This is a genomic window from Rahnella sp. CFA14(1/10) (genome assembly GCF_004195095.1).
GTDB classification, from domain to species: Bacteria; Pseudomonadota; Gammaproteobacteria; order Enterobacterales; family Enterobacteriaceae; genus Rahnella; species Rahnella perminowiae.
Map to the genome: position 1 here is coordinate 129,440 of NZ_SEWS01000004.1, position 22,776 is coordinate 152,215.

Sequence of the window (22,776 nt, forward strand, 5' to 3'; positions counted from 1 at the left end):
TGAGTGACAGAGTAAATTCCATAGATCGTTATATCTCGTTGAAAATATATGTATTGCAGCACTATCAATTTGTTGACGTAATTTTCACCAAATACTGTAATTGAGCGACACGGATAAGAGTACAGATACAGCAATGCCGGAAGCCTCGGTTTGCCTGTGAAGTATGAGGACATTGAGAGGTCTCTTGGCGACAGGTTGCTGTAGTGTTGAGTAAAATCCAGTCTGACACACCTAGGTAGCCATAACATAATCACATTAATTATGTTAACGCTTGTTAAGTTAACATTTTTAACTACCATTACCTATCAACTTACGGTACGTGTTTTAAGCAGGTTAGAGTGTCCACAAATAAATTACTCGCTAAATATATGGTTGTTGGGCTTTTCAATACAGGGTTAACAGGTATCGTTATATTTTCCTTGATGTATGCCAATGTGAACATTTATTTGGCCAATGCTATTGGCTACGTAGTTGGTATAATATTCAGTTTTATCCTAAATACGCTCTTTACATTTAATTCGACCCCAAGCTTCAGCAGATTGATAAAATTTCTGGTGACTTGCGGAATTGCTTATCTTGTTAACCTTGTTCCAATTAAATGCATATTATTCTTCTTCCCGGATTACACTTTTTTCTCGCAAATCATAGGGATGATTTTTTATACCATAACAGGCTTCCTACTTAATAGATTTTGGGTGATGAAATGAACGATTTTGATATACCGCAGGAATGCGATAATACCCCTCCTAGAATGGAAATTGTGGTTCCATGCTATAATGAAAAAGAAGCATTCCCACACTGCCTAAAAGTATTAGGCGAGGTATTATGCAATTTAATTTCAACGCAAAAAATCGGCGCAGGCAGCAAGATAATTTTTGTTGATGACGGTAGCAAAGACGACACATGGGATCAGATTAAAGAAGCGTGCCAGAAAAACACTTTTGTCTCTGGGATTAAACTTTCTAAAAACCGAGGCCATCAGAATGCACTGATAGCAGGCTTAGCGAATACAACTGCAGATGTTGTGGTAAGTATAGACGCCGATCTTCAGGATGATGTTCGGTGCATAGAAACGATGGTTGAAAAATATCAAGAAGGTAATGATATTGTCTATGGTGTGAGGGATGATCGCTCCACCGACAGTGCATTCAAGAGAATAAGTGCCAATCTGTTCTACTCACTGATGGAAAAGATGGGAGTAAATCAGGTTTCTAATCACGCTGATTACAGACTGATGAGTCGAAAGGCTGTCGATTGTTTGCTTACGTTTAAAGAACAGAATATGTATATTCGCGGAATTGTTCCATTATTAGGATTTAATTCAGCAAGGGTTTATTATTCGAGAGATGACCGGGTAGCCGGAGAATCGAAATATCCATTAAAGAAGATGCTTTCATTAGCTGTAGAAGGCATTACATCGCTGACTATAACCCCACTCAGGATGATATCTGCACTGGGCTTTATTACCTGTCTTATTTCAATAATAACAGCAGCTTATGCGATTTTTGAAAAAATCACAGGTAGCACTGTTGAGGGCTGGACCTCAGTAATGATTTCAATCATTTTCCTGGGGGGTGTGCAACTGCTCTGCCTGGGTGTGATTGGTGAGTATGTTGGAAAGATTTACATCGAAACTAAAGGGAGGCCTCGTTTTTTTGTTGAGGAAAAGCGTGGTGATGACAATGAATTTAAGTAAAAAATTCAGGGGTACTATATTTTTTACAGTGGTACTTTTATTTGTGACTTACCTTACAATGCATTATGTAGGGAAAGAACATAATATATATTATTGGGATTCCAATGGGTACTGGAGATTGTGGCAACAATTCAGTTTGGGCTTTTCTATTGATCCTGTTGGGACACTGTCGAGACTTGCTTCGTCGATAAAAAATGATGATTATAATCTCCTCCCCGTGGCTTTAACCTCCCTCTTTTACGCTTTTGGTGGAGAGGGTAGGCTCACCTATATATTATCGCTGTCCATTGTTTATTTGCTCCCCGTATCACTTCTGTTTTCAGTCTTATTAAAACAATTTTCTGAGAAGCAGTCTGTCTGCTGGGCAATTATTTCTCTGGTCCTGCCTGCAACTTTTGTGGCTTTTTGGGCTCCTACGCTCAGAGGTTATCCTGATATTTGCGGTCTTATCTTTGTTATATCAGCGATTATCTATACATGTAAAACAGATCTGTCTGGTAAACTGAATATCAAAAGAGCGATCATCCTTGGTGCTATTTTATGGTCGCCATTTTTACTCAGAAGATGGTATGCCTATACTGTCATTTCAATGTATCTCTCTTTACCTGTGCTGAATTATTTTATTTATAAAGTAGAAGGGCATAGTTTTAAAAAAATCTTTAGGATTTGCACCTTCTTTTTTATATCTGGAATTGTATCAATATTATTATCGATAGCATTGCAATGGAACTTGCTTGTCAGAGTGGCAACAACTGATTACTCGTTTATCTATTCTGCTTATCAGTCCAGTGTCGCATCATCTCTTTATAACGTTTTGCATGATATTGGATTGTACATATTTCCATTTTTTATAATATCAGTAGTCGTATCAATTTTTACTAAGAAAACGAAAGAGAAATATTTAGTCATTTTTTCTTTATTCAATTTGGTTTTTAGTTTTTTCATCTTTACAAAAACTCAATCACCGGGTTTGCATCACTGCCTGCCTTTTGCATTATGGGTACTTATCGCTTCAGCCATTTCAATAAAATGGTTCCTTTTCAAACTGAATTCTACCGTCCCTAAAGCCATTCTTGTCTCATTAACAATAATCATCTGTCTTATCATTAATAAGCAGTCCTTATTTAATACAAACATCAATGACTTCTCAAAATATTTGCCCACTAAATACACACCAATGCGTGTTGATAATTATGGCAACTATGTCAGGTTATCTTCTGATATTCAGAGCATGCTACATGATACTGAAAAACTGACTGTTTTATCATCCAGTGGTGTTCTTAACGATAATATGCTCGACACACTTTCAAATCTGAAATTGAGTAAGTATTTGACTGGAATGTCCCAGGTTGATCTCAGAGACGGGCTGAACATTCCTGCACTGATGTCCAGGTTCATCATCGTTGTTGATCCCGTACAAACACATTTAACGCCATCAGGCCAGCAAGTTATTACAATTCCTGCAAAAGAGTTGCTAAATAATGAGGGGATAGGAAAAGCTTTTAAAAGGGTTGGAAATGGCTATCCGCTCGAAAAGGGGGCTACCGCCTATGTTTATGAAAGAACGAGGCCGTTTACCTATAATGAAATGATGGATTTCATCTCAAAATATTATATCAGCTACCCGCAATGGAAAGGGATTTACGACACCAGTCTGTTCATTCCTTATTCAACGGGATCGATTTCTTTAGGTGATGTGTGGGGCAAATTAGACATTGAAGATGATGGAACTCTCTATGGACATCCAGGTGAAAACCGTCCGACCACAATAACCTGGACGTTAAATGGCATTAATGAACTCCTCATTTCATCAGTCCGGAATACGTGTTCAACAGCTGATGGTGTGGATGTCACCATTTCCGACATGTCTGGAAGACATATATCAAGCCATATCGAGAACAACGGCTCTTCATCTCTTGATGTAAGGAAATTTAATAACATGCTTACGACCCTAACGATAGATAAACATGGTAACCCTTCATGTGACTCTATTATGATCGTTAAAAAATAAACATACTGAGCCTTTGCTAAAACAGCAAAGGCTTTTTTCAACGAAAATCACGCTGATGTTAAAATTTTCCGCATTCCCCTCCCCTCTATATTTATGAGCAATCATAATCCTGCCGCCTGTAAATATAATTCTGAACGGGATAATGTGCTCGCCTTACTATATATGCTGTTACTATCCAGAATAATTTCACCATTTATGGCCGAATCCTTACTAAGCAAATATTTTGAGACAGATTTTCCCTGTGGAAAAAACGGATCACAAGCTTATTACCATGTTAAAAATTTGTTTACTTACCATTCAATACTTTAAAATTCACAGAGTTCATTTGTCACCGGGAGCCATGATAATGTTATGTAAACAGACAAACCATTTTTCTCCGAGCATTGTTGGCAAACCGGACTCAGCAGACTCTATCTGATAGAATACTGGGTGGCGATACGCCTGGTTGACGCACTGGTTTGGACAGTAAAATACATACGAATTTAGGCACAATAAAATTATGTCAGATAAGCCGCAAAAAACGTTCTACTTCCACGATTATGAAACCTTTGGTAAAAACCCGGCGCTGGATCGTCCGGCGCAGTTTGCCGGGGTAAGAACTGACGAAGATTTCAATATCATCGAAGAACCGTTGGTGATTTATTGCCGCCCTTCTGATGATTATCTGCCTGAACCTGAAGCAGTGATGATTACCGGCATCACGCCACAAATTGCCCTGGAGCGCGGTGTGATTGAAGCCGAGTTTACCGCGCAAATTCACCAGGCATTCAGCGTGCCGGGCACCTGCATTGTTGGTTATAACAATATCCGTTTTGACGATGAAGTCAGCCGGAATATCCTTTATCGTAACTTTTACGACCCGTATGCCTACAGCTGGCAAAACGGCAATTCCCGCTGGGATTTACTGGATGTAATGCGCGCCTGTTATGCGCTGCGTCCGGAAGGCATCAACTGGCCGGAAAATGATGATGGCTTCCCGAGTTTCCGTCTTGAACATCTGACCAAAGCCAATGGCATCGAACATGAAAATGCCCATGATGCGATGGCCGACGTTTACGCGACTATCGCCATGGCGAAACTGGTGAAGCAGGCGCAGCCGCGTCTGTTCAGTTTTCTGCTTGAACACCGCAGCAAACATAAACTCAATACCCTGATCGACATCCCTGCGATGGCGCCGCTGGTGCATGTTTCCGGTATGTTCGGCGCTGCACGGGGTAATACCGCATGGGTAGCACCACTGGCGTGGCATCCTGAGAATAAGAATGCGGTGATCATGTGTGACCTCGCCGGTGATATGTCCACGTTGTTAGATCTCAGTCCTGATGAAATGCGTGAGCGCCTGTACAGCCGCCGCGATACTTTGCAGGCCGGACAATCTCCGCTGCCGATCAAACTGGTGCATATCAATAAATGTCCGGTGCTGGCTCCGGCCAAGACATTGTTGCCGGAAAATGCCGAACGCCTGGGGATCGACCGTCAGCGCTGCCTGGAAAATCTGCAATTGCTACGTCAAAATCCGCAGGTGCGCGAGAAAGTGGTCGCGATGTTTGCTGAAGCTGAACCCTTTACCCCGGCCGATGACGTGGACGCCCGCCTTTATGACGGTTTCTTCAGCGATGCCGATCGCGCGGCCATGCGCATCATTCTGGAAACCCGTCCGGAGAAACTTCCCGCGCTGGATCTGACTTTTAACGATGAGCGCATTGAGCCCCTGTTGTTCCGTTTCCGTGCACGCAACTACCCCGCCACGCTTACCGATGCCGAGCAAAAGCGCTGGATGTTGCACCGGCAGGAGAAACTGACGGACGAACGTGTGCAGGCGTACATTTTAGAGCTTGAATCGCTCTATAACTTGCATGAGGGGGATGCTGAGAAGATAGCGCTTCTCAAGGCGCTGTTTGAATATGGGAAGAAACTGGTGGGTTAATTTTTGGGGATTCCCCAACGACCCCTTCTGGAATAGTGAAAATTTCGGTTTCTCAAAATCAGTTGTCATGCGGCTTTTTGTGCCGAAACCGACGAGAGAGGAAAGTGCTTTTCCTCTCTCGACTCTCCTCGCTTTTTTTACTGCGCGCTTCGCTGGTTACAATGTTTCAGGTGCTATTGCGACAGGCTGGAAATCTTGCCGCTGCGCGGTACCTTCTCTCGGTCTTCGAGCCAAAGGTCTCGAAGCCGCTCCGTTCAGCAAGATTTCTGAACCGCCCGCACGATCTTAAATTCAATGGCGGACTGAATTCATCCTCCAGAAATGTGGATTGGCGTGCTCAAAATGGCACCGAATGAACGGTTCGAGACCCAAGGCTCGACACCTGAAATGAGGGAATCGCGAAGCGATGACATTTTACGCCACTCACTATTGCCGGGAAATATGTCCGTCGTGCCTGCGGTAGCGCGTGTTGAAAAAAGCGGGGGGAATGCAAAGGGGGAAAGCACTTCCCCCTTTGTTCGGTTTCGGCGCGAAACGTTAAATAATCACCGTTCGAGAGAAACCGAAATATTCTCGATCAGATTTGAAAAGTCGCAATTGCAACGACCTCTGCAAATTAGAGCCGCCATCTGCAAAGAAAGTATCCTGCCCTTTTCAAAGGGCAAAAATCACGCTTCCGGTGCTATTTCCCCGCTCATCTGCGGCGGCTGCTTGCGAAACGCTTTGGTGATAAACGCCAGATACCCCAGACCAATCGCTCCCCAGACTAAGCCCAGTGTCATCGAGCTCGATTCCAGATTCAGCCACAGCGCACCGACGGTCAGTGCACCAATCACCGGCAGGATCAGGTAATTGACGTGATCTTTGAATGTACGGTTACGTTTTTCACGAATGTAGAATTGTGAAATCACAGACAGGTTCACGAAGGTGAACGCCACCAGCGCGCCGAAGTTGATCAGCGCCGTCGCCGTAACCAGATCAAAGGTCACCGCAGACATCGCCACAACGCCAACCAGCAAGACGTTGAATGTCGGGGTGCGCCATTTCGGATGCACATAACCGAACAGTTTTTCCGGGAATACACCATCGCGACCCATCACATATAACAGTCGGGAAACCCCGGCGTGGGCAGCCATGCCGGATGCCAGAACGGTTACACAGCTGAAACACAGAATGACGGACTGGAAGAACTTGCCTGCCACATACAGCATGATTTCAGGCTGAGACGCGTCCGGATCTTTAAAGCGCGAGATGTCCGGGAAGTACAGTTGCAGGAAGTAAGACACCACCACGAAGATGATGCCCCCGATCAGCGCGGTCAGGAAAATCGCTTTCGGGATCACTTTGCCCGCGTTCGGGGTTTCTTCAGACAACGAACTGATGCCGTCAAAGCCCAGGAACGAGAAGCACAGGATAGTCGCTCCGGTAATCATTGGCACCACGTGCGCATTCTCACTGAAGAATGGCTTAGTCGTTGCCAGTGTGCCCATGCCCTCGCCCATGTAGACGCCACGAACTAACAGGCCCAGGAAGACCACCATGATCGCCACCTGCACGACAACAATGATGCTGTTGAGGTTTGCGACGATTTTGATGCCACGCAGGTTGAACGCGGTCATCATGCCGACCAGGGCTACGACAAAGATCCACGACGGCACGCCCGGGAAGATGGCTTCCAGGTAGATTTTCGCCAGCAGAATGTTGATCATCGGCATGAACAGATAGTCCAGCAAAGATGACCAGCCGACCATGAAGCCGACGTGCGGGCTGATAGCTTTTTGCGCGTAAGTGTAAGCAGAACCGGCAGACGGGAATCGCTGCACCAGCTTGCCGTAACTGACGGCGGTAAACAGGACGGCAATCAACGCGAAGATATACGCCGTCGCAACGTGGCCATCGGTCAGGCCGGAAACGATACCGAAGGTATCAAAAATGGTCATCGGCTGCAGATAGGCGAGGCCCATCATCACAACCTGAACCAATGTCAGGGTTTTACGCAGTTGTACACGCTGAGTGGCCGGAGCGGCAGTAGCATTAGCAGACATGGTTCAGCCCTCCCTGGATTGCAAACACCGGGCGCTTAAACGCCTCTGAAAGCAACGTACAGGGAAAACTTCGGGAGTTATTACCAGTAAACGGGGGAGTGATCTTCACCTCGCTGAACGCAGAGATGAAGGCTGTGCGAATGTGGCCGCAGCTGAAAGTAGCACCGGCGGGTACCGGTACAGGTTTGAAGTATTGCCCCATGTTACATTTCCTCATAGTGGCGACCGGTTTTAATTTGGGATCGCACACGAACCTTGTTATCTATCCGGATCTGGGTCCGGCCTCTGTTGAATTAGTTGGGTACTGCATATACAAAAAAAATAACCGGCGCCTTTAAGCGTCGGTTATCTGCAGTGCGGCGTATTTTGCACAAATCACGCATAAATGACAACATTCACAGGCGTTGCGTTACAAATTCTTTTCGCGTTCAAAACATTCACGCACAGATCCCCCCTGTATGGGCGTGGCAACACTTAAGGTTTAACCTTTTACACAGTGCCAGGCACGCCCCGGAATCAGGCATTTTTCAGCATCCAGTCGATTTCCGTTTCCGTTACTCTTCTCTCAAATTGCAGAAGTTCATCGGATTTACAGGTGTGATAGACCTGCGAGAAACGCTCCCCGAGGATCTTTTTCAGCGCCGGTTGTTCATCAAAATCATACAATGCATCGCTCTGGCGGATAGGCAGCGGAATACCCTCCTGTTCCAGACCGTTACCGGTAACCGGTTCAGGTAATGGCAAATCATTATCCAGTCCATACAGCATGCCTGCCAGCACCGTGGCAACCACTAAATACGGGTTAGCATCAGCACCCGCGACGCGGTATTCCACACGGTGGTCTGCTGTTCCGCTGCAAGGCACACGAAGTGCAACGGTACGGTTATTGTGTCCCCATGAGGCCTGGGTCGGCACATACATGCCCGGCTGGAAGCGGCGGAAAGCATTCACGTTCGGCGCCAGTAATGCCATGGATGCAGGCATCAGCGCAATCATTCCGGCAAGGGAGCGTTTCATCAGTTCAGAATCGTCGCCACCGTCACCGGCAAACAGGTTTTTACCGTTGTCATCGAGCACGCTGAGATGGATATGCATCCCGCTGCCCGCGTATTCGTCGTAGGGTTTCGCCATAAAAGTGGCGTCCATATCATGATTCTCTGCCACCAGACGCACCAGACGTTTGAGCATCAGGGCGTGATCACAGGCGCGCAGAATATTTTCGCTGTGGTGCAAATTGATTTCGAATTGTCCCGGTGAGGACTCTGCTACCGCCCCGTCCGCCGGTAAACCCTGAATGTGAGCCAGGCGATCAATGTCACTGAGCACATCGGCAAAGTGATCAAGATTATCTACGGAGTAAACCTGAGTATGCATACTGCGTTCCTGCGTCCCCGGCGTACAAGGTGGCTGAATATAGCCTTCGGCATCGCGCTGCCTGTCGAGCAGATAGAACTCCAGCTCTACCGCTACCACCGGAAACAGACCCCGCTGGCGCAATGTTTGCCAGATATGATTAAGCACATTGCGTGGTTCAACGTTAAAGGGAGTGCCATCTTCGTCAAGCATGGTCAGAAGCAGCTGACCGGTATGTTCAGGATCGGAGGCGGAGGGCGTTAAGGTACCGGGAACCGGCACACAGACATGGTCGGGTTCGCCCAGTTCCTGGCCTAATCCGGCTTCTTCCACGACATTACCGAGAATGTCCATGGCGAAGACCGATGCCGGGAAGTAACAACCTTTTTCGAGTTTTCGAAGTGCTGAGACGGGAATGCGTTTGCCGCGGAAGGAGCCATTGAGATCGGTGAGCAGGACGTCGACGTGAAGAGTTTGTGGATGACGCTCCAGGTATTCAGACACTTCATCCTGGAACGCGCTACTTCGCTCTTCAACGTGCTTAGCGAGGGGTTCAGTCCCGCTAATCTCTTTCTTGATTTCTTTCATCAGTTCAGTCGCTTGCATAGGTTTTCCGCCATTTGCTGGTTTCCGGCATATCAGGCCCCACCATGGTGCCAGCCGGCTATCTTTACCGGGTCATCACTGTGTTCAACGCTGTGCTCTGATGGAGTCGGGATCCTCTCAGTTATGCTCAAAAAAACGCTTTTTTTGCTCAAAATAACAGCCATATTATTAACCCTAGCCTCAACATTAATTTTTTGCAACATCTACATTCCCGTAACATATCCGTTTGAAAAGCGAGCAGAGCGCTGCTAAATTGGTCAATGAAAGGTCAATATTCTGAACAGAGACGTGCGGGGAGGCGCGTGCTGTCAGTCAATTCATCTACTCAACGAGGCGGTATTATGGGCAATATATTTTCCACGGCATCTGCGGGAAAAGAGACGCGCTACAGACCGGTCATTGGGGTAGTCATGTGCGAAAACACGGTTGATGAAAACCCTGCCCTCACTGTCCATGAAAAGTATCTGGACGCTATTTTCAACGCCGATGCCCTTCCGGTTTGTTTGCCGCATGAACTGGCGGCTCGCGAAGGCGCGATAGATCAGATTCTGCGCGGTCTGGACGGCATCTTCCTCACCGGCAGCCCCAGCAATATTGAACCTCATCAGTACGGTGAAGAAGGTGTCGAGGAGCTGGCCGATCCCGGCCGCGACCGCCTGAGTTTACAACTCATACGCGCAACGCTGGATAAGAAGATCCCGCTCTTTGCCGCCTGCCGCGGTTTGCAGGAGCTGGTGGTGGCCACCGGCGGCAGTCTGCACCGCAAAGTACAGGAGGTGCCGGGCTATATGGATCACCGCGAAGATACCAGCCTGCCACATGACAATCAGTATGATCTCGTGCATCCGGTGCATATCGAACCGGGGGGCTTACTTTCAGAATTACTACCCGATTATCAGCAATTTCAGGTGAATTCTCTCCATGGTCAGGGGGCTAACCGTCTGGGTGAAGCACTGACCGTGGAAGCGCGCGCACCGGACAATCTGGTGGAAGCCGTGAGTGTCCGCAATCATCCGTTTGCCCTTGGTGTGCAATGGCATCCGGAATGGCACAGTCTGACTGACCCGGTGTCGCGTCAGCTGTTTAACGCTTTTATCGCTGCCTGTCGCAAGGGCCATCAGGCCCGGAGCGTACGAGAGGAATAAACGGATGAGCGAAGTCAGTCTGGCGCCTGGTCGCCGGCTTTCTGAAATTCGCCAGCAACTCGGGATGTCACAACGCAAAGCCGCCGAGTTGTCTGGCCTGACACACAGCGCCATCAGCACCATCGAACAGGATAAAGTCAGCCCCGCCGTGAGTACGTTGCAGAAGTTATTGCGGGTTTACGGGCTGTCACTTTCGGAGTTTTTCGCCGAAGAGCATAAAAGTAACGCGCCGCAAATCGTGATTAATGCGGCGGATTTAATCGAAATCGGCAGTCGTGGCGTCTCCATGCGAATGGTGCACAACGGCACGCTAAACCACAGTGTCGCCATGCTGCTGGAGACCTATCAGCCCGGCAGCACCACGGGCGACAAAATCAAACATCAGGGCGAGGAAGTCGGCACCCTGTTAGAAGGAGAAATCATCTTAACCGTCAATGGTCAACGTTACCCGCTGCGTGCGGGACAAAGTTATGCCATTAACACGGCTGACCCTCACAGTTTCAGTAATATTTCGTCGCGGATTTGCAGGATTGTCAGCGCACATACGCCTAATACCTTCTAGTTGTCACCGGCTCAGTACGTGGCAACGGGAACCTCAGGAAGGATGTCATCATGAGTGCCCAAACAGGAAGTCCCCGCGTGGCCGGGGTGCCACATACCGACAGCTACTACGCCAGTTCCGTCAACAAACACGCGCCGTGGCCGGAACTGACAGACAATATTGAGTGCGATGTTTGTATTGTCGGTGCAGGCTATACCGGCATTTCGTCTGCTTTATATTTGTGTGAGGCCGGTTACGACGTGGTGGTGCTTGAAGCCGCGCGCGTGGGCTGGGGGGCCAGCGGGCGCAATGGCGGCCAGGTAGTCAATTCTTATAGCCGCGATATTGATGTGATCGAAGACCGCTACGGACGTCAGACCGCGGATATGCTCGGCAGTATGATGTTTGAAGGCGCGAACATTATTCGCCAGCGTATCGACCAGTATGCCATCGACTGCGATTATCGCCCCGGCTGTATTTTTGCCGCGCTGAGTACCCGTCAGTTGTCGAAGCTGCGCGAACAGCAAAAGTTATGGAACCGTTACGGCCACACTCACCTGACACTGCTGGATGAAACCGCCGTGCGTCGCGAAATCGCCACCGATCGCTACGTGGGCGGGCTGCTGGATAAAAATGGCGGTCATCTTCATCCGCTGAATCTGGTGTTGGGTGAAGCCGAAGCGGTGCGCCGTCATGGCGGACGTATATATGAGGGCTCCGCTGTCACGCGCATTGATCACGGGGAACCGGCATTAGTGCACACAGCCCGAGGTCAGGTGAAAGCCAAATATGTGATTTTGGCAGGTAATGCCTATCTCAGTCAGCAACTGGCGCCCCGCCTCACACGTCTGAGCATGCCGTGTGGCTCGCAGATCATCGCAACCGAACCCTTGTCCGATGACATGGCGCTGTCATTGTTGCCCAACAATTATTGCGTAGAAGACTGTAATTATCTGCTCGATTATTTCCGCCTTACCGCTGATAAGCGAATGCTGTATGGTGGCGGCGTGACATACGGCGGCAAAAATCCGCCCAATATCGATTCAGTGATCCTGCCCAAACTCAACCGTACTTTCCCGCAGCTTAAGGGCGTGAAGATCGATTATCGCTGGGGCGGCAATTTCCTGCTGACGTTATCACGCCTGCCGCAGTTTGGCCGGCTGGAAAATAACATTTATTACATGCAGGGTGACAGCGGGCATGGCGTTACGCTAACGCATCTGGCCGGAAAGCTCATCACCGAAATGTTGCGTGGCGATGCTGAACGCTTCGATGCGTTTGCGCGTTTGCCGCACATGCCTTTCTTCGGCGGCCGCAATTTTCAGGTCCCGTTTACCATGCTGGGCGCAGCCTATTATTCTCTGCGCGATCGCTTAGGCGTCTGATCCTTTTATCCTGTTGAAATCCTGAAAAAACCCCGCTGTTTCGCAGCGGGGAGCTCTGTTCCTCAGGCTTTGCCCGCGACCGGGAATTCACTGTCAGTCTCAACTTCGGGCAACTCATTCAGATCTGGCTCGATCCCTTGCGAAATATAATCTTTTGCTGCAACTGACTGTTCATTGCCTTGCGCATCGCGGATAAGAACATGTTTTATCGCGCCATCTTTCATCACCTCGCGGTGTACACCGGTAAATTCACTCATTGTGGTTTCCTTTTGTATGCACTGCATATAAACCTCACTCCTCTTTAAGCATAGTTTTTTATTTTTAAGTGCAACTAATAAAAATCCTAAATGACCTCAGCAACGCGATCATTTTCCTGATAAATTAAAGGCATTGTCACTGATGACGATACCGCACACCCCGCTCCATTCATGCCTTACAAGGAGAACGCTCTTGGACGCCAGCACGATTAATACTCTTTTCTTTATTGGCGCCCTGTTAGTCGCAGCGAGCATTTTGCTCAGTTCGTTCTCTTCTAAGCTTGGCATCCCTATTTTGGTCATTTTCCTGGCGATCGGCATGCTGGCGGGCGTCGACGGAATTGGCGGTATTGCCTTCGATAATTACCCCGCCGCCTATCTGATCAGTAACCTGGCGCTGGCGGTAATTTTGCTGGACGGCGGGATGCGTACGCGGGCCTCTTCCTTTCGTGTTGCCCTGTGGCCTGCCCTGTCTCTGGCGACAATCGGTGTCCTGATTACCGCCGGGTTGACCGGGCTGGCCGCCGCATGGTTGTTCAATATCAACCTGATGCAGGGTTTACTGATTGGCGCAATTATCGGTTCAACCGATGCGGCAGCCGTCTTCTCGCTGATCGGGGGTAAAGGTCTGAACGAACGTGTCAGCGCCACGCTGGAAATTGAATCCGGCAGCAACGACCCGATGGCGGTATTTCTGACCATCACCCTGATAGACATGATATCTAAAGGTGAACAGGGCCTTAGCCTGATGTTTGTTGTTGATGTGGTGCGCCAGTTTGGCCTCGGCATCGTGTTTGGTGTGGGCGGCGGCTGGCTGCTGCACAAGCTGATTAATAAGATTACGCTGGCGACCGGGCTGTATCCGCTGCTGGCATTCAGCGGGGGTTTGCTGGTGTACGCGGCAACCATGTCACTGGAAGGCAGCGGCATTCTGGCGGTGTATCTGTGCGGCCTGATGCTCGGCAATATGCCCATCCGCAACCGTCACGGTATTTTACAAACCTTTGACGGGCTGGCCTGGCTCAGCCAGATTGGTATGTTCCTGGTGCTGGGTTTGTTGCTGACGCCAAGCGATCTGTTGCCCATTGCTGTCGCAGCGCTGGCACTGTCATTGTGGATGATTCTGCTGGCACGCCCGCTGTCGGTGTTTGTCAGTCTGATCCCGTTCAAAAACTTTACCTTGCGTGAGCGCTTCTTTATTTCCTGGGTCGGGCTGCGTGGCGCAGTGCCGATCATTCTGGCAGTGTTCCCGATGATGGCCGGACTGCCTAACGCCACACTGTATTTTAATGTCGCCTTCTTTATCGTGCTGGTTTCCTTGCTGCTTCAGGGCACATCCTTAGGCTTTGCGGCCAAAAAAGCCAAAGTGCTGGTGCCGCCGCAACCAACGCCGATTTCACGCGTCGGGCTGGATATCGATGTTTATAACGACTGGGAACAATTTGTCTATCAGCTCGGTTCCGACAAATGGTGCGTCGGTGCCGCACTGCGTGATCTGCAAATGCCCCAGGCGACACGCATTGCGGCGCTGTTCCGTGGCAAAGAAATGCTGCATCCGACCGGCAGTACGCGTCTGAAGGAAGGCGATATTCTTTGTGTGATCGGCCAGGAAAAAGACTTACCGGAGCTCGGCAAGTTGTTCAGTGACAGCAATAAAGTGGTGCTTGATGACCGTTTCTTTGGTGATTTCATTTTGCAGGCTGATGCGCCGCTGGATGCGATTTCCCAGCTGTATGGTCTGAATCTGGAAGAGACGGTCGATCAGTCGCAAACCCTGGGGCATTTCGTGATCAATCTGCTCGGTGGCGAACCGGTTATCGGTGACCATATCGAATGGGACGGGCTGACGTGGACAATTGCGGAAATGGAGGGGAACCGGGTAAGTAAAGTCGGTGTCAGAATTGTGACGCAGAAGGCCTGAAAAGTAGTTTTATCGAAAGTTTCCGCCAGATAATACAAATCCCGGTCTCACACCGGGATTTGTTCAAATTAGCGGTTAATCGATCTCGCCATGCGGGTATACGTATGGCGTACACCGCGGATCGCAATACTGTAAGCCATGATATTCTCGGGCAGTGCGATCCCCATATAACCTGTATCGCCAATGTGATGCAAATCAGCCCCGGCCATTTTGCTCATCAGCGCAATTTGCCGCACCGTACTGACATCAGCGCCTTCCTGGGATGTCCCGATGGTTGTCATCGCCAGCGCCCCGTGCGCATGTGCACAGGCAATCAGCGACGTGACTTTTTCCTGACTCATCCCCGGAACAGTCCCCGGAGCAGGGATCAGAACAACATCTGCACCCTGTGACGCGGCGAGCTCCGCATTGCTGACATTGTTCAGTAAAGGCTGAGTGATGGCGATCGTTTCACTGACTAACACGCGACCTTCGCTGGCATGGATAGCATAGAGAAGCGTCTCGCGGTCCATGTTAACGACATCCGAAGCACAACAATCCAGTAATCGTTTCTTTGTCATGAGAGAGAGATGTCCTTATTGATTTAATAATTCACGAATTTCACTGGCAATAATTTCCGCCTGCGTACCGATGATGACCTGCAGGCCTGAATCTCCACGTTTTATCACTCCCATCGCTCCCAGTTTTTTTAACGCTGGCTCCTGAATCATATCCCTGTCGACAATTTCAAGGCGCAAGCGGGTTATGCAGGCATCAACCCGTATCAGATTTTTCTTTCCGCCCAAAGCATCGAGATAGGCAGCGGCAAGCCGTGAGGAGTTAATGAAGGGACTGGCAGATTCATTCTCTTCCCCCCTGCCCGGCGTCGCAAGATTGAAACGATGAATATCACCCGTGACCGCCGCACCCTGCTCAGGAGTAAAGGTGCCAAACACAAACCAGACCAGCGAATTAACAATATGGTGCAAGCCAACTACACGGAAAATCACATTCAGGACGCCGTAAACAAATGGCCCCACCGGCCCCGACGCAACCAGCCAGTTTCCCAGAGTGTTTACGCCGTGTTGAACCGGTGCCCACGCCCACGCCAGCACCATACCCAGCAGCAGGCAGCTCAGCCCTGTCGCAATCGGGATAAACCGTTTGCCGCCAAAGAAAGCCAGATATTCGGGTAAACGGATATTCTGATAGCGATTATATAAGACTCCCGCCAGAACCCCGGTAAGAATACCCGACAATACGCCCATGTTGAGTTCCGGGTTAGACGTTCGCCCTTTCAAAAGAACAGATTAATACCCGGTTGAATAACTCTGGTAAACCCTTCGCGGGAGTAATGTGTGGCTCAGGCATGAAATACGGCGGAGGGGCACAATGAGCAGGAAAAGAATGCGGACGTTATCTCAAAAGATAATGACATCAAAGCCTTTGTGGTGAGAACACTGCAAACCGAACAACTTTCTGATTCTCTACAACGCTTCGTAAACGGTGCCAGCAAAAGCCGTGAGGCACCGCAGACAATGAATGAATTCATCAGTGCCATAAGTAATCCGAACACCTATGTTCATCAAGCTTATGACTTACTCTTCAACGATGCTCCAACCATTGACTTCAGTAACATCCGCCAGGTTGAACAACTGATGAACCAGAATCCCTTGTTGCGGGCTACGCGTAAGTATCTGAAGCTGGTTTTCCAGGCGCTGAGTGTGAAGAACGCAAACGATAGCCTTTCAGTTTCATTCCAGCAGGGGGCAACCCATACATTTGCCAATGTAAAAGAACTGAACCACACGTTACAAAATCCCTCAAGCCTGGCACAACTTATTGGACTAAAATCTCCCGGACAAGCCTCTGAGATGCCACTGCTCCAGGAGGTCCGGCAATATTTTTCAGTACTGGCCAGCGGCGGTTCACCCTCAACGGGTGCGGAGGCTAAACTAAAAGAAGAATTTGGGGAATTTATGGTGACGGGCTTTTAACGCGACTTTTGCACGACGGGAGTCTGTGCCGCACGGGGCGGCACAGAGGTTGTGTTACTGACCAGCCTGCGGGTCTTTGTCGTAGTCAGAACAAGACTGATAGCCTTTGTTCATCACATGACCGGTGTCGTTAAAGCTGACGAAATAAGTCTGGGCTTTACCATCACGCGGCGCGACCGCATAAGTCTGACATGTCCCTTTCGCATGAATCAGCGTCGCTTCCGTTGACGGTGGCCCTGCAATAGCACGGACCTGAGATTTGGTCATCCCGACTTTCACGTCGCTGACGACCGGCTCTTTCACATAACTCGCTGCACGGTCATAAGTCTGACACCCTGCCAGTACCGAAACTGCTGTAGCAACCACCAGTAACATTTTCTTGTTCATAACTTCTCCTCCTGAGTATTTTTGTCTTGTTAATCATAGAAGACGTAAGGGATTTCGCCAGCGGATATGACTTCTGTTTGTTGATTACACCCTGTTTTAAGTTTTTTCTGATAACGGCAAATGGCTGTTTTGGCGCAGCCGGATGGACATTTTTTCTCAGTACAAAAGAGGATATTCAGGGCTTTTTGATCTATACATGAAACAGATAAGCCATTGAATGCGCGACAAGGAGCCATTCCTGATGCATTTGGATCGACGCAGGTTCGTTACTTTGCTGGGTGTTATTGCCCTGATGCCGATAGCCCAAACGGGTTTCGCGACTCCCCGGGAGGTTGCCATGGATACTCTGCTGCTCGACAAACCCGACGGCGGTGTGCCGAATAACAGGTTACCGGTGCTGATTTATCACCGCGTCATTCCGCCTGATATCCCCGATAATGCCGAATATCTTGAACACCTCTTCCGTGCCAACGGCTGGCCGCCCCAGTGGCGTTATCCCGTGTATACCTTTACGCATTTTCATTCCAATACACCTGAAGTATTGGGTGTTTATGCCGGTACGGCAAAACTGCAACTGGGCGGTGAGCACGGTAATATTATTGAGGTGAATGTCGGTGATGTGTTATTGCTCCCTGCAGGTATCGGCCATAAACAAATTTCCGCCGATGAAAACTTTATGCTGGTCGGCGCGTATCCGCCGGGTATCAAAGCCGATTTATGCCACGACGAACTGCCGCAACTGGCGGCGCGCACCAAAGCGGTGAACGCCGTCCCGCTGCCCGCGACAGATCCGGTAACCGGACACAGCGAAGGCAGCATGCTGGTCTGGCATCAGAAATGACCGCACATCACGCAGCAGTCAGGACGAAACGTGCCACGGCTTTTTCCAGCCGCTGCGATTGTTCAAGTAACTGCAGGGAAGTTGCTGCTGCATGATCCGCCAGTTTGCCGTTTTGCAGCGTCACCTGGTTAAGCACGGTGATACGCTCCGAGACCTCATGAACATTTTGCCCCTGAGATTGCGTCGCGTCTGAAATCTCATTCACTAATGTGCTGAGGCTATTGAAGATATTAATGATCTCTTCCAGATTCTGGCTCAGCACTGTGACCGATGCAGAACCCCGGCCGATTTGCTGCACGGAATCGTCAATCAGCTGATGGATACCGCGCGTCGAATGGCTGCTCTTCTGCGCCAGCACACCGATTTCTTTCGCCACCACGGCAAATCCGCGCCCGTGCTGCCCGGCATGCGCCGCTTCAATGGCCGCATTCAGCGCCAGAATGTTAGTCTGAAACGCCACACTGTCGATAATCGACACAATATTGCTCATGTCTGAAGACTGGCTGACAATTTCGTTCATCGCTGTATCCACCTGCCCCATCACTTCACCGCCGCGCATCGCCACGCCTCTTGCCTGCTCAGCACGCTGACGGGCCTGCTGCACATGGATGGCGTTTTCTTTCACACGTTCATTGAGATGGGAGATATGTTCAGTGGCAGCTCTGAGCTCTTCGTTCTGAATGGCAGCCTGCGACGACAGCTCTTCGTTACCTTTCGCCATCTGATTGATATTGAGCATGATATGCGACGAGGCATCGCGCACTTCACTGACCAGTTTTTGCAAACCACGCTGCATATTTCGCAGGCTGACGCCCAGTTCGCACATTTCAGTCACCCGCGCCGGGTCAGCCGGGACATCCCGCGATAAATCCCCGGCTGCCAGAACGCTGATATGACCAATCATCCGTTGCAGCGGACGGATAATCCACGCCGAGACTCCGCGCCAGACCAGCACCGCAATTACTGCCAGAATGACCAGTGCCGCCATAAACAGCGTTTTCGCCTGCGTCAGCGCGTTGAGTAAACGGTCACTCAGTGACACCGCAATGTGCTCATTAACTGCCAGATACGCATAATATTTCTGACTGAAATCATCCTGAAAGGCCTGGACAGGCACTTCAAAGAATACGTCGATATTGCTATTTTTTTGCAGACCATCAGCCTGTTCCCGTAAGCCATCGTAGAACATCTGATAGCTGGCTTTCAGCCCGGTGGCGGCCGTATCGGCGTTTTTCGTCATGCTTTCGAATTGTGCAAACGCTTTTTGTGACGCGGCAAGCGAACCCAGCGACTCTTCCAGCAGGCTGTTCCAGCTGCCGACCGAGCCGGTTTCTTTATCCTGCATGTAATAAATGCCGGCGCGGTTCAGCTTGTCACTGGCCATCAGCAATTCCATTCGGGCTTTATCCATTACGCCTTGCTGCTGACGCAGACTTTCGGTGGCAATAACGTTGTTACGTGCATCCCGCAGGATTTTGGTGAGCACTACGGTGGAGAAGATTTGTAAAGCAGAAAACAGCGTGATAACGCAAATGACCCCGAAAAGAATTCCCCGGGGGCGTTTGATGAAATCGAATCGAAACAACTTGTTGAATCGCATTTTACCAGTAAGTAAACGAGACGTTAAAATCATGATTATTCTGCATTATTTAGAGAAGAAGCAGGATTTTACGCGCGGAAAATGACAATAATATTTCAATGAACTGACCTGACTTCGCATAGTAACCTACATAATTAAAGCGGCAGGAAGGCGACGGGTCAGGAGATCCCGATGAACGTACATAAGTCTGTGTTTCGGGTCCCAGAACGCCGCCAGCGCACCTGCCGCCTGGCATATGACGGATATTATTTCGGGAAAATCCAGACATATTGCTCGGGTAACTTCAAATGACAATGCTGCGGATCGCGCACATCTGTACCGTAAGCACGGATCACAAAATCATCGCCAGATGTGCGGAACAGATATTCCCAGCGGTCACCCAGATACATGCTGGTCAGAAGGGGGAGCTCCAGCTGATTCTCGCCCGGCCCGTCTGCCAGCACCACGCGTTCAACACGGATCACCGCTGTCCCCTCCTGCCCTGCCTGCACTCCCTCACCCGCCAGCCCCCACAACACCCAGTCGCTGCCTTCGATACGCGCTTTACCCTCACGCACTTCGGTGATTTTGCCGTGCAGGCGATTGTTGCTGCCCATAAATTCGGCGGTAAACAGCGTTTTTGGCGAACCGTACATTTCCTGCGGCGTACCCTGCTGCTCTATTTTGCCGTTATTGAGCAAAAGAATGCGGTCTGAAATCGCCATCGCTTCGTTCTGATCATGCGTCACCATCAGTGCCGACAGCCCGAGTTTAATGATCAGTTCGCGCAGGAATACCCGCGCCTCCTCACGCAGTTTGGCATCGAGGTTCGACAACGGCTCATCAAGCAAAATCACCGGCGGGTTGTAGACCAGCGCCCGGCCAATTGCCACGCGTTGTTGTTGACCGCCGGAAAGCTGATGCGGATGACGCTTGCCCAGATGCCCGAGACCCAGCTGATTCAACACATCCTGTACGCGCCGGGTGATTTCATCCGCCGAAACCTTACGTAATTTCAGCGGATAGGCCACGTTCTCAAACACGGTTTTGTGAGGCCACAGTGCGTACGACTGAAACACTAACCCGAGGTTGCGCTCTTCGGCCGGAATTTCGCTGCGCGGTGTGCCGTCGTACACTTTGTTTTTGCCAATGACGATGGTGCCTTTCACCGGCTTTTCCAGCCCGGCGACTGCACGCAGTAATGTCGTTTTGCCACTGCCTGAAGGCCCGAGCAACGATACCACTTCACCGCGTTTGAGCTCCATGGAAACGCCCTTCAGCACCGGATTGTCACCATAAGTTAAGTGCAGGTTGTCGACCGATAATTCAATCATGTAATTTCACTCCGAAACGAAGGGCAATACCCAGACCTAATACCACCAGCAGGATGTTAATAAAGGAAAGCGCGGCAACGATATCAATAGCCCCCGCCGCCCACAGAGAAACCAGCATCGAGCCGATGGTTTCCGTACCCGGCGAAAGCAGATACACCCCGGTGGAATATTCGCGTTCGAAAATCAGGAACATCAACAGCCAGGAACCAATCAGGCCATAACGTGACAGCGGAATGGTGACATGGCGGGTGATCTGCCCGCGGGTTGCACCGGTACTGCGCGCGGCCTCTTCCAGCTCCGGCCCGACCTGCAACAGTGTTGAGGAAATCAACCGCAGCCCGTACGCCATCCACACCACGGTATAGGCCAGCCAGACGCTGAAAATGGTACTGCGCAACGATCGCAGCCAGACCACCAGGTTATCGCGCAACCATTGCGACCACGGCATGCCGGAAAGCCAGCCGGATTTGAGCGCGTTATCCAGCCACATCGGCAGGAACAGAAACACCCATAAGAATGCCAGACCGGCCAGCAGCCCCGGCACCGCACGCGGCACCAGCACGCTGTAATCGAGGAAACGGGTGATGCCGTCCGGTTTACGGTGCATTGCAATACCGATAAACAAATAACAGGCTACTGCCAGCGCGCCGCCGATGACGCCGATGGCCATCGAGTTGACGATGGCGCGCAGCAGGTTCGGCTGTTCCCAGATCGTACGGAACGTATTGAGCGACAGTTCATCCCAGAGGGAAACCCCGACGCCCCAGTTGGAGATAAACGCCCGCAGTATTACACCTATCAGCGGAACGCCGATGGTTACGGTCAGCCAGAACGCCACCACGGCACCGGCCACCCAGCGCCATTTGCCGAGCGGCAGGGCACGCGCCTGCGAGGCTTTACCTTTCACCGTGACGAACCGGTTCGCGGTACGCATCAGACGGCGCTGTAACATCACCAGCGGAATAGTGATACATATCAGCACCACCGCCACGGCGGCCATCAGATGATAAGACGGCGTACCAAGTTTATTAGTCAGCTGATAAAGATAGGTTGCCAGCACCATGTTGCCTTCCGGATCGCCCAGCACCAGCATCAGGCCAAAAACTTCCAGCCCGAGGAAGAACAGCAAAACGGTGGCGTAAAGGATCGACGGACGAACCATCGGCAGGCTGACAGCGGTCATCACCTGTAGCGGCGAGGCACCTGCGGTTCGCGCCGCTTCCTCAACATCCGACCCGACGCTGCGCAGTGCCGAGGAGATGTACAGATAGGCGTGCGGAACGTGCGTCAGTCCGGCAATCACCACGATGCTCGACATGTCGTAGATATTCCATGGCACAAACCCGAGCACCGACTGGGCCCACAGCGAGAAAAACCCGACCGGTCCGGCGGCCACCACGTAACCGAAGCCTAATACCATCGGTGACACAAAAATCGGCACCAGGATCAGCGGCTCAATCACGCGTCGGCCCGGTAAATCCGTACGCACCATCAGGAACGCCAGAATACCGCCGAGCGGGATTGCGATAACGACCAGCCCGAAAGCCAGAATAAAGCCACTTTTCAGCGCCTTGTAAAAGTCCGGATCGGTAAATATGAATCCAAAGGATTCGAGGCTCCATTCTTTTGACGGTGAAAAGAACGGCGCGGAGAGGAAACTCTGTATCACGATAAACGACAACGGAATGTAGATAACCAGCGCCGTTATCAACACCACAATGCCGCGCGGCAGGCTTTGCCACTTTCTGCGCAATGCATTCATGTTACTTCCC

19 protein-coding genes are annotated in these 22,776 nt (G+C 50.3%); 10 read left to right on the forward strand and 9 right to left on the reverse strand.

Annotation, left to right across the window (positions count from 1 at the left end; all coding sequences use genetic code 11):
* The first annotated feature begins 422 nt into the window (after positions 1-422).
* The 4 genes from EVX52_RS09570 (at position 423) to sbcB (ending at position 5,634) form a co-directional block, all read left to right on the forward strand.
* The gene (locus tag EVX52_RS09570) at positions 423-707 is read left to right on the forward strand and encodes a GtrA family protein (protein ID WP_235174251.1); all 285 of its coding nucleotides are present in this window, start codon (positions 423-425) and stop codon (positions 705-707) included.
* Positions 704-1,696, forward strand: a complete 993-nt coding sequence (locus EVX52_RS09575; protein ID WP_129952557.1) for a glycosyltransferase family 2 protein — start codon at positions 704-706, stop codon at positions 1,694-1,696. Before EVX52_RS09570 ends, EVX52_RS09575 begins: the two co-directional genes overlap by 4 nt.
* The gene (locus EVX52_RS09580; protein ID WP_129991174.1) at positions 1,677-3,707 is read left to right on the forward strand and encodes a hypothetical protein; all 2,031 of its coding nucleotides are present in this window, start codon (positions 1,677-1,679) and stop codon (positions 3,705-3,707) included. The genes EVX52_RS09575 and EVX52_RS09580 overlap by 20 nt, the downstream gene beginning before the upstream one ends.
* Positions 3,708-4,206: 499 nt before the next feature.
* Positions 4,207-5,634: an exodeoxyribonuclease I gene (gene sbcB / locus EVX52_RS09585; RefSeq protein WP_129991175.1), complete on the forward strand. Its 1,428-nt coding sequence runs from the start codon at positions 4,207-4,209 to the stop codon at positions 5,632-5,634.
* 668 nt (positions 5,635-6,302) lie between these two features.
* On the opposite strand, the gene EVX52_RS09590 is transcribed toward sbcB, so the two are convergent.
* Together EVX52_RS09590 and EVX52_RS09600 are read right to left on the reverse strand one after the other, a co-directional pair.
* Positions 6,303-7,679: an APC family permease gene (locus EVX52_RS09590; RefSeq protein WP_129952554.1), complete on the reverse strand. Its 1,377-nt coding sequence runs from the start codon at positions 7,677-7,679 to the stop codon at positions 6,303-6,305.
* 516 nt (positions 7,680-8,195) lie between these two features.
* Positions 8,196-9,620, reverse strand: coding sequence for a glutamine synthetase family protein (locus EVX52_RS09600; protein WP_129952787.1), 1,425 nt, complete (start codon positions 9,618-9,620; stop codon positions 8,196-8,198).
* Between the two features lie 359 nt (positions 9,621-9,979).
* Here EVX52_RS09600 and puuD point away from each other — a divergent pair, with 359 nt between their 5' ends.
* The 3 genes from puuD to EVX52_RS09615 are packed head-to-tail and all read left to right on the forward strand — an operon-like array spanning position 9,980 to position 12,709.
* Positions 9,980-10,783: a gamma-glutamyl-gamma-aminobutyrate hydrolase gene (gene puuD / locus EVX52_RS09605; protein ID WP_129952552.1), complete on the forward strand. Its 804-nt coding sequence runs from the start codon at positions 9,980-9,982 to the stop codon at positions 10,781-10,783.
* Positions 10,784-10,787: 4 nt separating this feature from the next.
* A complete protein-coding gene (gene puuR, locus EVX52_RS09610) occupies positions 10,788-11,345 on the forward strand; it encodes an HTH-type transcriptional regulator PuuR (protein ID WP_129952551.1) in 558 nt (185 codons plus the stop codon).
* A 50-nt stretch (positions 11,346-11,395) separates the two neighbouring features.
* On the forward strand, positions 11,396-12,709 hold the full coding sequence (locus tag EVX52_RS09615; RefSeq protein WP_129952550.1) for an FAD-binding oxidoreductase: 1,314 nt from the start codon (positions 11,396-11,398) through the stop codon (positions 12,707-12,709).
* 62 nt (positions 12,710-12,771) lie between these two features.
* Here the strand turns inward: EVX52_RS09615 and EVX52_RS09620 are convergent, their stop codons facing one another.
* Positions 12,772-12,966: a hypothetical protein gene (locus tag EVX52_RS09620; RefSeq protein WP_165383713.1), complete on the reverse strand. Its 195-nt coding sequence runs from the start codon at positions 12,964-12,966 to the stop codon at positions 12,772-12,774.
* A 193-nt stretch (positions 12,967-13,159) separates the two neighbouring features.
* Between EVX52_RS09620 and EVX52_RS09625 the strand changes: the two genes are divergently transcribed.
* The gene (locus EVX52_RS09625; protein ID WP_129952548.1) at positions 13,160-14,887 is read left to right on the forward strand and encodes a potassium/proton antiporter; all 1,728 of its coding nucleotides are present in this window, start codon (positions 13,160-13,162) and stop codon (positions 14,885-14,887) included.
* Between the two features lie 68 nt (positions 14,888-14,955).
* On the opposite strand, the gene EVX52_RS09630 is transcribed toward EVX52_RS09625, so the two are convergent.
* Entirely contained in the window at positions 14,956-15,447 is a 492-nt protein-coding gene (locus EVX52_RS09630; RefSeq protein ID WP_129991176.1) for a hypothetical protein, read from the reverse strand.
* Between the two features lie 15 nt (positions 15,448-15,462).
* Complete coding sequence (locus EVX52_RS09635; protein WP_129952546.1) at positions 15,463-16,134, reverse strand: PTS transporter subunit EIIC; 672 nt, start codon at positions 16,132-16,134, stop codon at positions 15,463-15,465.
* A 270-nt stretch (positions 16,135-16,404) separates the two neighbouring features.
* Between EVX52_RS09635 and EVX52_RS09640 the strand changes: the two genes are divergently transcribed.
* Positions 16,405-16,863, forward strand: a complete 459-nt coding sequence (locus EVX52_RS09640) for a hypothetical protein (RefSeq protein ID WP_129991177.1) — start codon at positions 16,405-16,407, stop codon at positions 16,861-16,863.
* A gap of 54 nt (positions 16,864-16,917) precedes the next feature.
* Here EVX52_RS09640 and osmE read toward each other — a convergent pair whose 3' ends face one another.
* Positions 16,918-17,250 carry an osmotically-inducible lipoprotein OsmE gene (gene osmE / locus EVX52_RS09645; RefSeq protein WP_129952544.1) on the reverse strand — a complete coding sequence of 111 codons (333 nt, stop codon included), beginning with the start codon at positions 17,248-17,250 and terminating at the stop codon, positions 16,918-16,920.
* Positions 17,251-17,491: 241 nt separating this feature from the next.
* Here osmE and EVX52_RS09650 point away from each other — a divergent pair, with 241 nt between their 5' ends.
* Positions 17,492-18,091, forward strand: a complete 600-nt coding sequence (locus tag EVX52_RS09650; RefSeq protein ID WP_129952543.1) for a cupin — start codon at positions 17,492-17,494, stop codon at positions 18,089-18,091.
* A gap of 7 nt (positions 18,092-18,098) precedes the next feature.
* Here the strand turns inward: EVX52_RS09650 and EVX52_RS09655 are convergent, their stop codons facing one another.
* From EVX52_RS09655 to EVX52_RS09665, 3 genes are all read right to left on the reverse strand, one after another.
* The gene (locus EVX52_RS09655; RefSeq protein ID WP_129991178.1) at positions 18,099-19,724 is read right to left on the reverse strand and encodes a methyl-accepting chemotaxis protein; all 1,626 of its coding nucleotides are present in this window, start codon (positions 19,722-19,724) and stop codon (positions 18,099-18,101) included.
* A 212-nt stretch (positions 19,725-19,936) separates the two neighbouring features.
* Positions 19,937-21,004 (reverse strand): ABC transporter ATP-binding protein, encoded by a 1,068-nt coding sequence (locus EVX52_RS09660; RefSeq protein ID WP_129952541.1) that lies wholly within the window; start codon positions 21,002-21,004, stop codon positions 19,937-19,939.
* The gene (locus EVX52_RS09665; RefSeq protein ID WP_129952540.1) at positions 20,997-22,766 is read right to left on the reverse strand and encodes an iron ABC transporter permease; all 1,770 of its coding nucleotides are present in this window, start codon (positions 22,764-22,766) and stop codon (positions 20,997-20,999) included. Before EVX52_RS09665 ends, EVX52_RS09660 begins: the two co-directional genes overlap by 8 nt.
* Positions 22,767-22,776: the final 10 nt, after the last annotated feature.

What these genes read in the sequence shown, in the direction of transcription:
- EVX52_RS09570 (WP_235174251.1), top strand. Translation starts at nt 423, where the DNA reads ATGTATGCCAATGTGAACATTTATTTGGCCAATGCTATTGGCTACGTA.
- EVX52_RS09575 (WP_129952557.1), top strand. Translation starts at nt 704, where the DNA reads ATGAACGATTTTGATATACCGCAGGAATGCGATAATACCCCTCCTAGA.
- EVX52_RS09580 (WP_129991174.1), top strand. Translation starts at nt 1,677, where the DNA reads ATGACAATGAATTTAAGTAAAAAATTCAGGGGTACTATATTTTTTACA.
- sbcB (WP_129991175.1), top strand. Translation starts at nt 4,207, where the DNA reads ATGTCAGATAAGCCGCAAAAAACGTTCTACTTCCACGATTATGAAACC.
- EVX52_RS09590 (WP_129952554.1), bottom strand. Translation starts at nt 7,679, where the DNA reads ATGTCTGCTAATGCTACTGCCGCTCCGGCCACTCAGCGTGTACAACTG.
- EVX52_RS09600 (WP_129952787.1), bottom strand. Translation starts at nt 9,620, where the DNA reads ATGAAAGAAATCAAGAAAGAGATTAGCGGGACTGAACCCCTCGCTAAG.
- puuD (WP_129952552.1), top strand. Translation starts at nt 9,980, where the DNA reads ATGGGCAATATATTTTCCACGGCATCTGCGGGAAAAGAGACGCGCTAC.
- puuR (WP_129952551.1), top strand. Translation starts at nt 10,788, where the DNA reads ATGAGCGAAGTCAGTCTGGCGCCTGGTCGCCGGCTTTCTGAAATTCGC.
- EVX52_RS09615 (WP_129952550.1), top strand. Translation starts at nt 11,396, where the DNA reads ATGAGTGCCCAAACAGGAAGTCCCCGCGTGGCCGGGGTGCCACATACC.
- EVX52_RS09620 (WP_165383713.1), bottom strand. Translation starts at nt 12,966, where the DNA reads ATGAGTGAATTTACCGGTGTACACCGCGAGGTGATGAAAGATGGCGCG.
- EVX52_RS09630 (WP_129991176.1), bottom strand. Translation starts at nt 15,447, where the DNA reads ATGACAAAGAAACGATTACTGGATTGTTGTGCTTCGGATGTCGTTAAC.
- EVX52_RS09635 (WP_129952546.1), bottom strand. Translation starts at nt 16,134, where the DNA reads ATGGGCGTATTGTCGGGTATTCTTACCGGGGTTCTGGCGGGAGTCTTA.
- EVX52_RS09640 (WP_129991177.1), top strand. Translation starts at nt 16,405, where the DNA reads ATGAATGAATTCATCAGTGCCATAAGTAATCCGAACACCTATGTTCAT.
- osmE (WP_129952544.1), bottom strand. Translation starts at nt 17,250, where the DNA reads ATGAACAAGAAAATGTTACTGGTGGTTGCTACAGCAGTTTCGGTACTG.
- EVX52_RS09650 (WP_129952543.1), top strand. Translation starts at nt 17,492, where the DNA reads ATGCATTTGGATCGACGCAGGTTCGTTACTTTGCTGGGTGTTATTGCC.
- EVX52_RS09655 (WP_129991178.1), bottom strand. Translation starts at nt 19,724, where the DNA reads ATGATTTTAACGTCTCGTTTACTTACTGGTAAAATGCGATTCAACAAG.
- EVX52_RS09660 (WP_129952541.1), bottom strand. Translation starts at nt 21,004, where the DNA reads ATGATTGAATTATCGGTCGACAACCTGCACTTAACTTATGGTGACAAT.
- EVX52_RS09665 (WP_129952540.1), bottom strand. Translation starts at nt 22,766, where the DNA reads ATGAATGCATTGCGCAGAAAGTGGCAAAGCCTGCCGCGCGGCATTGTG.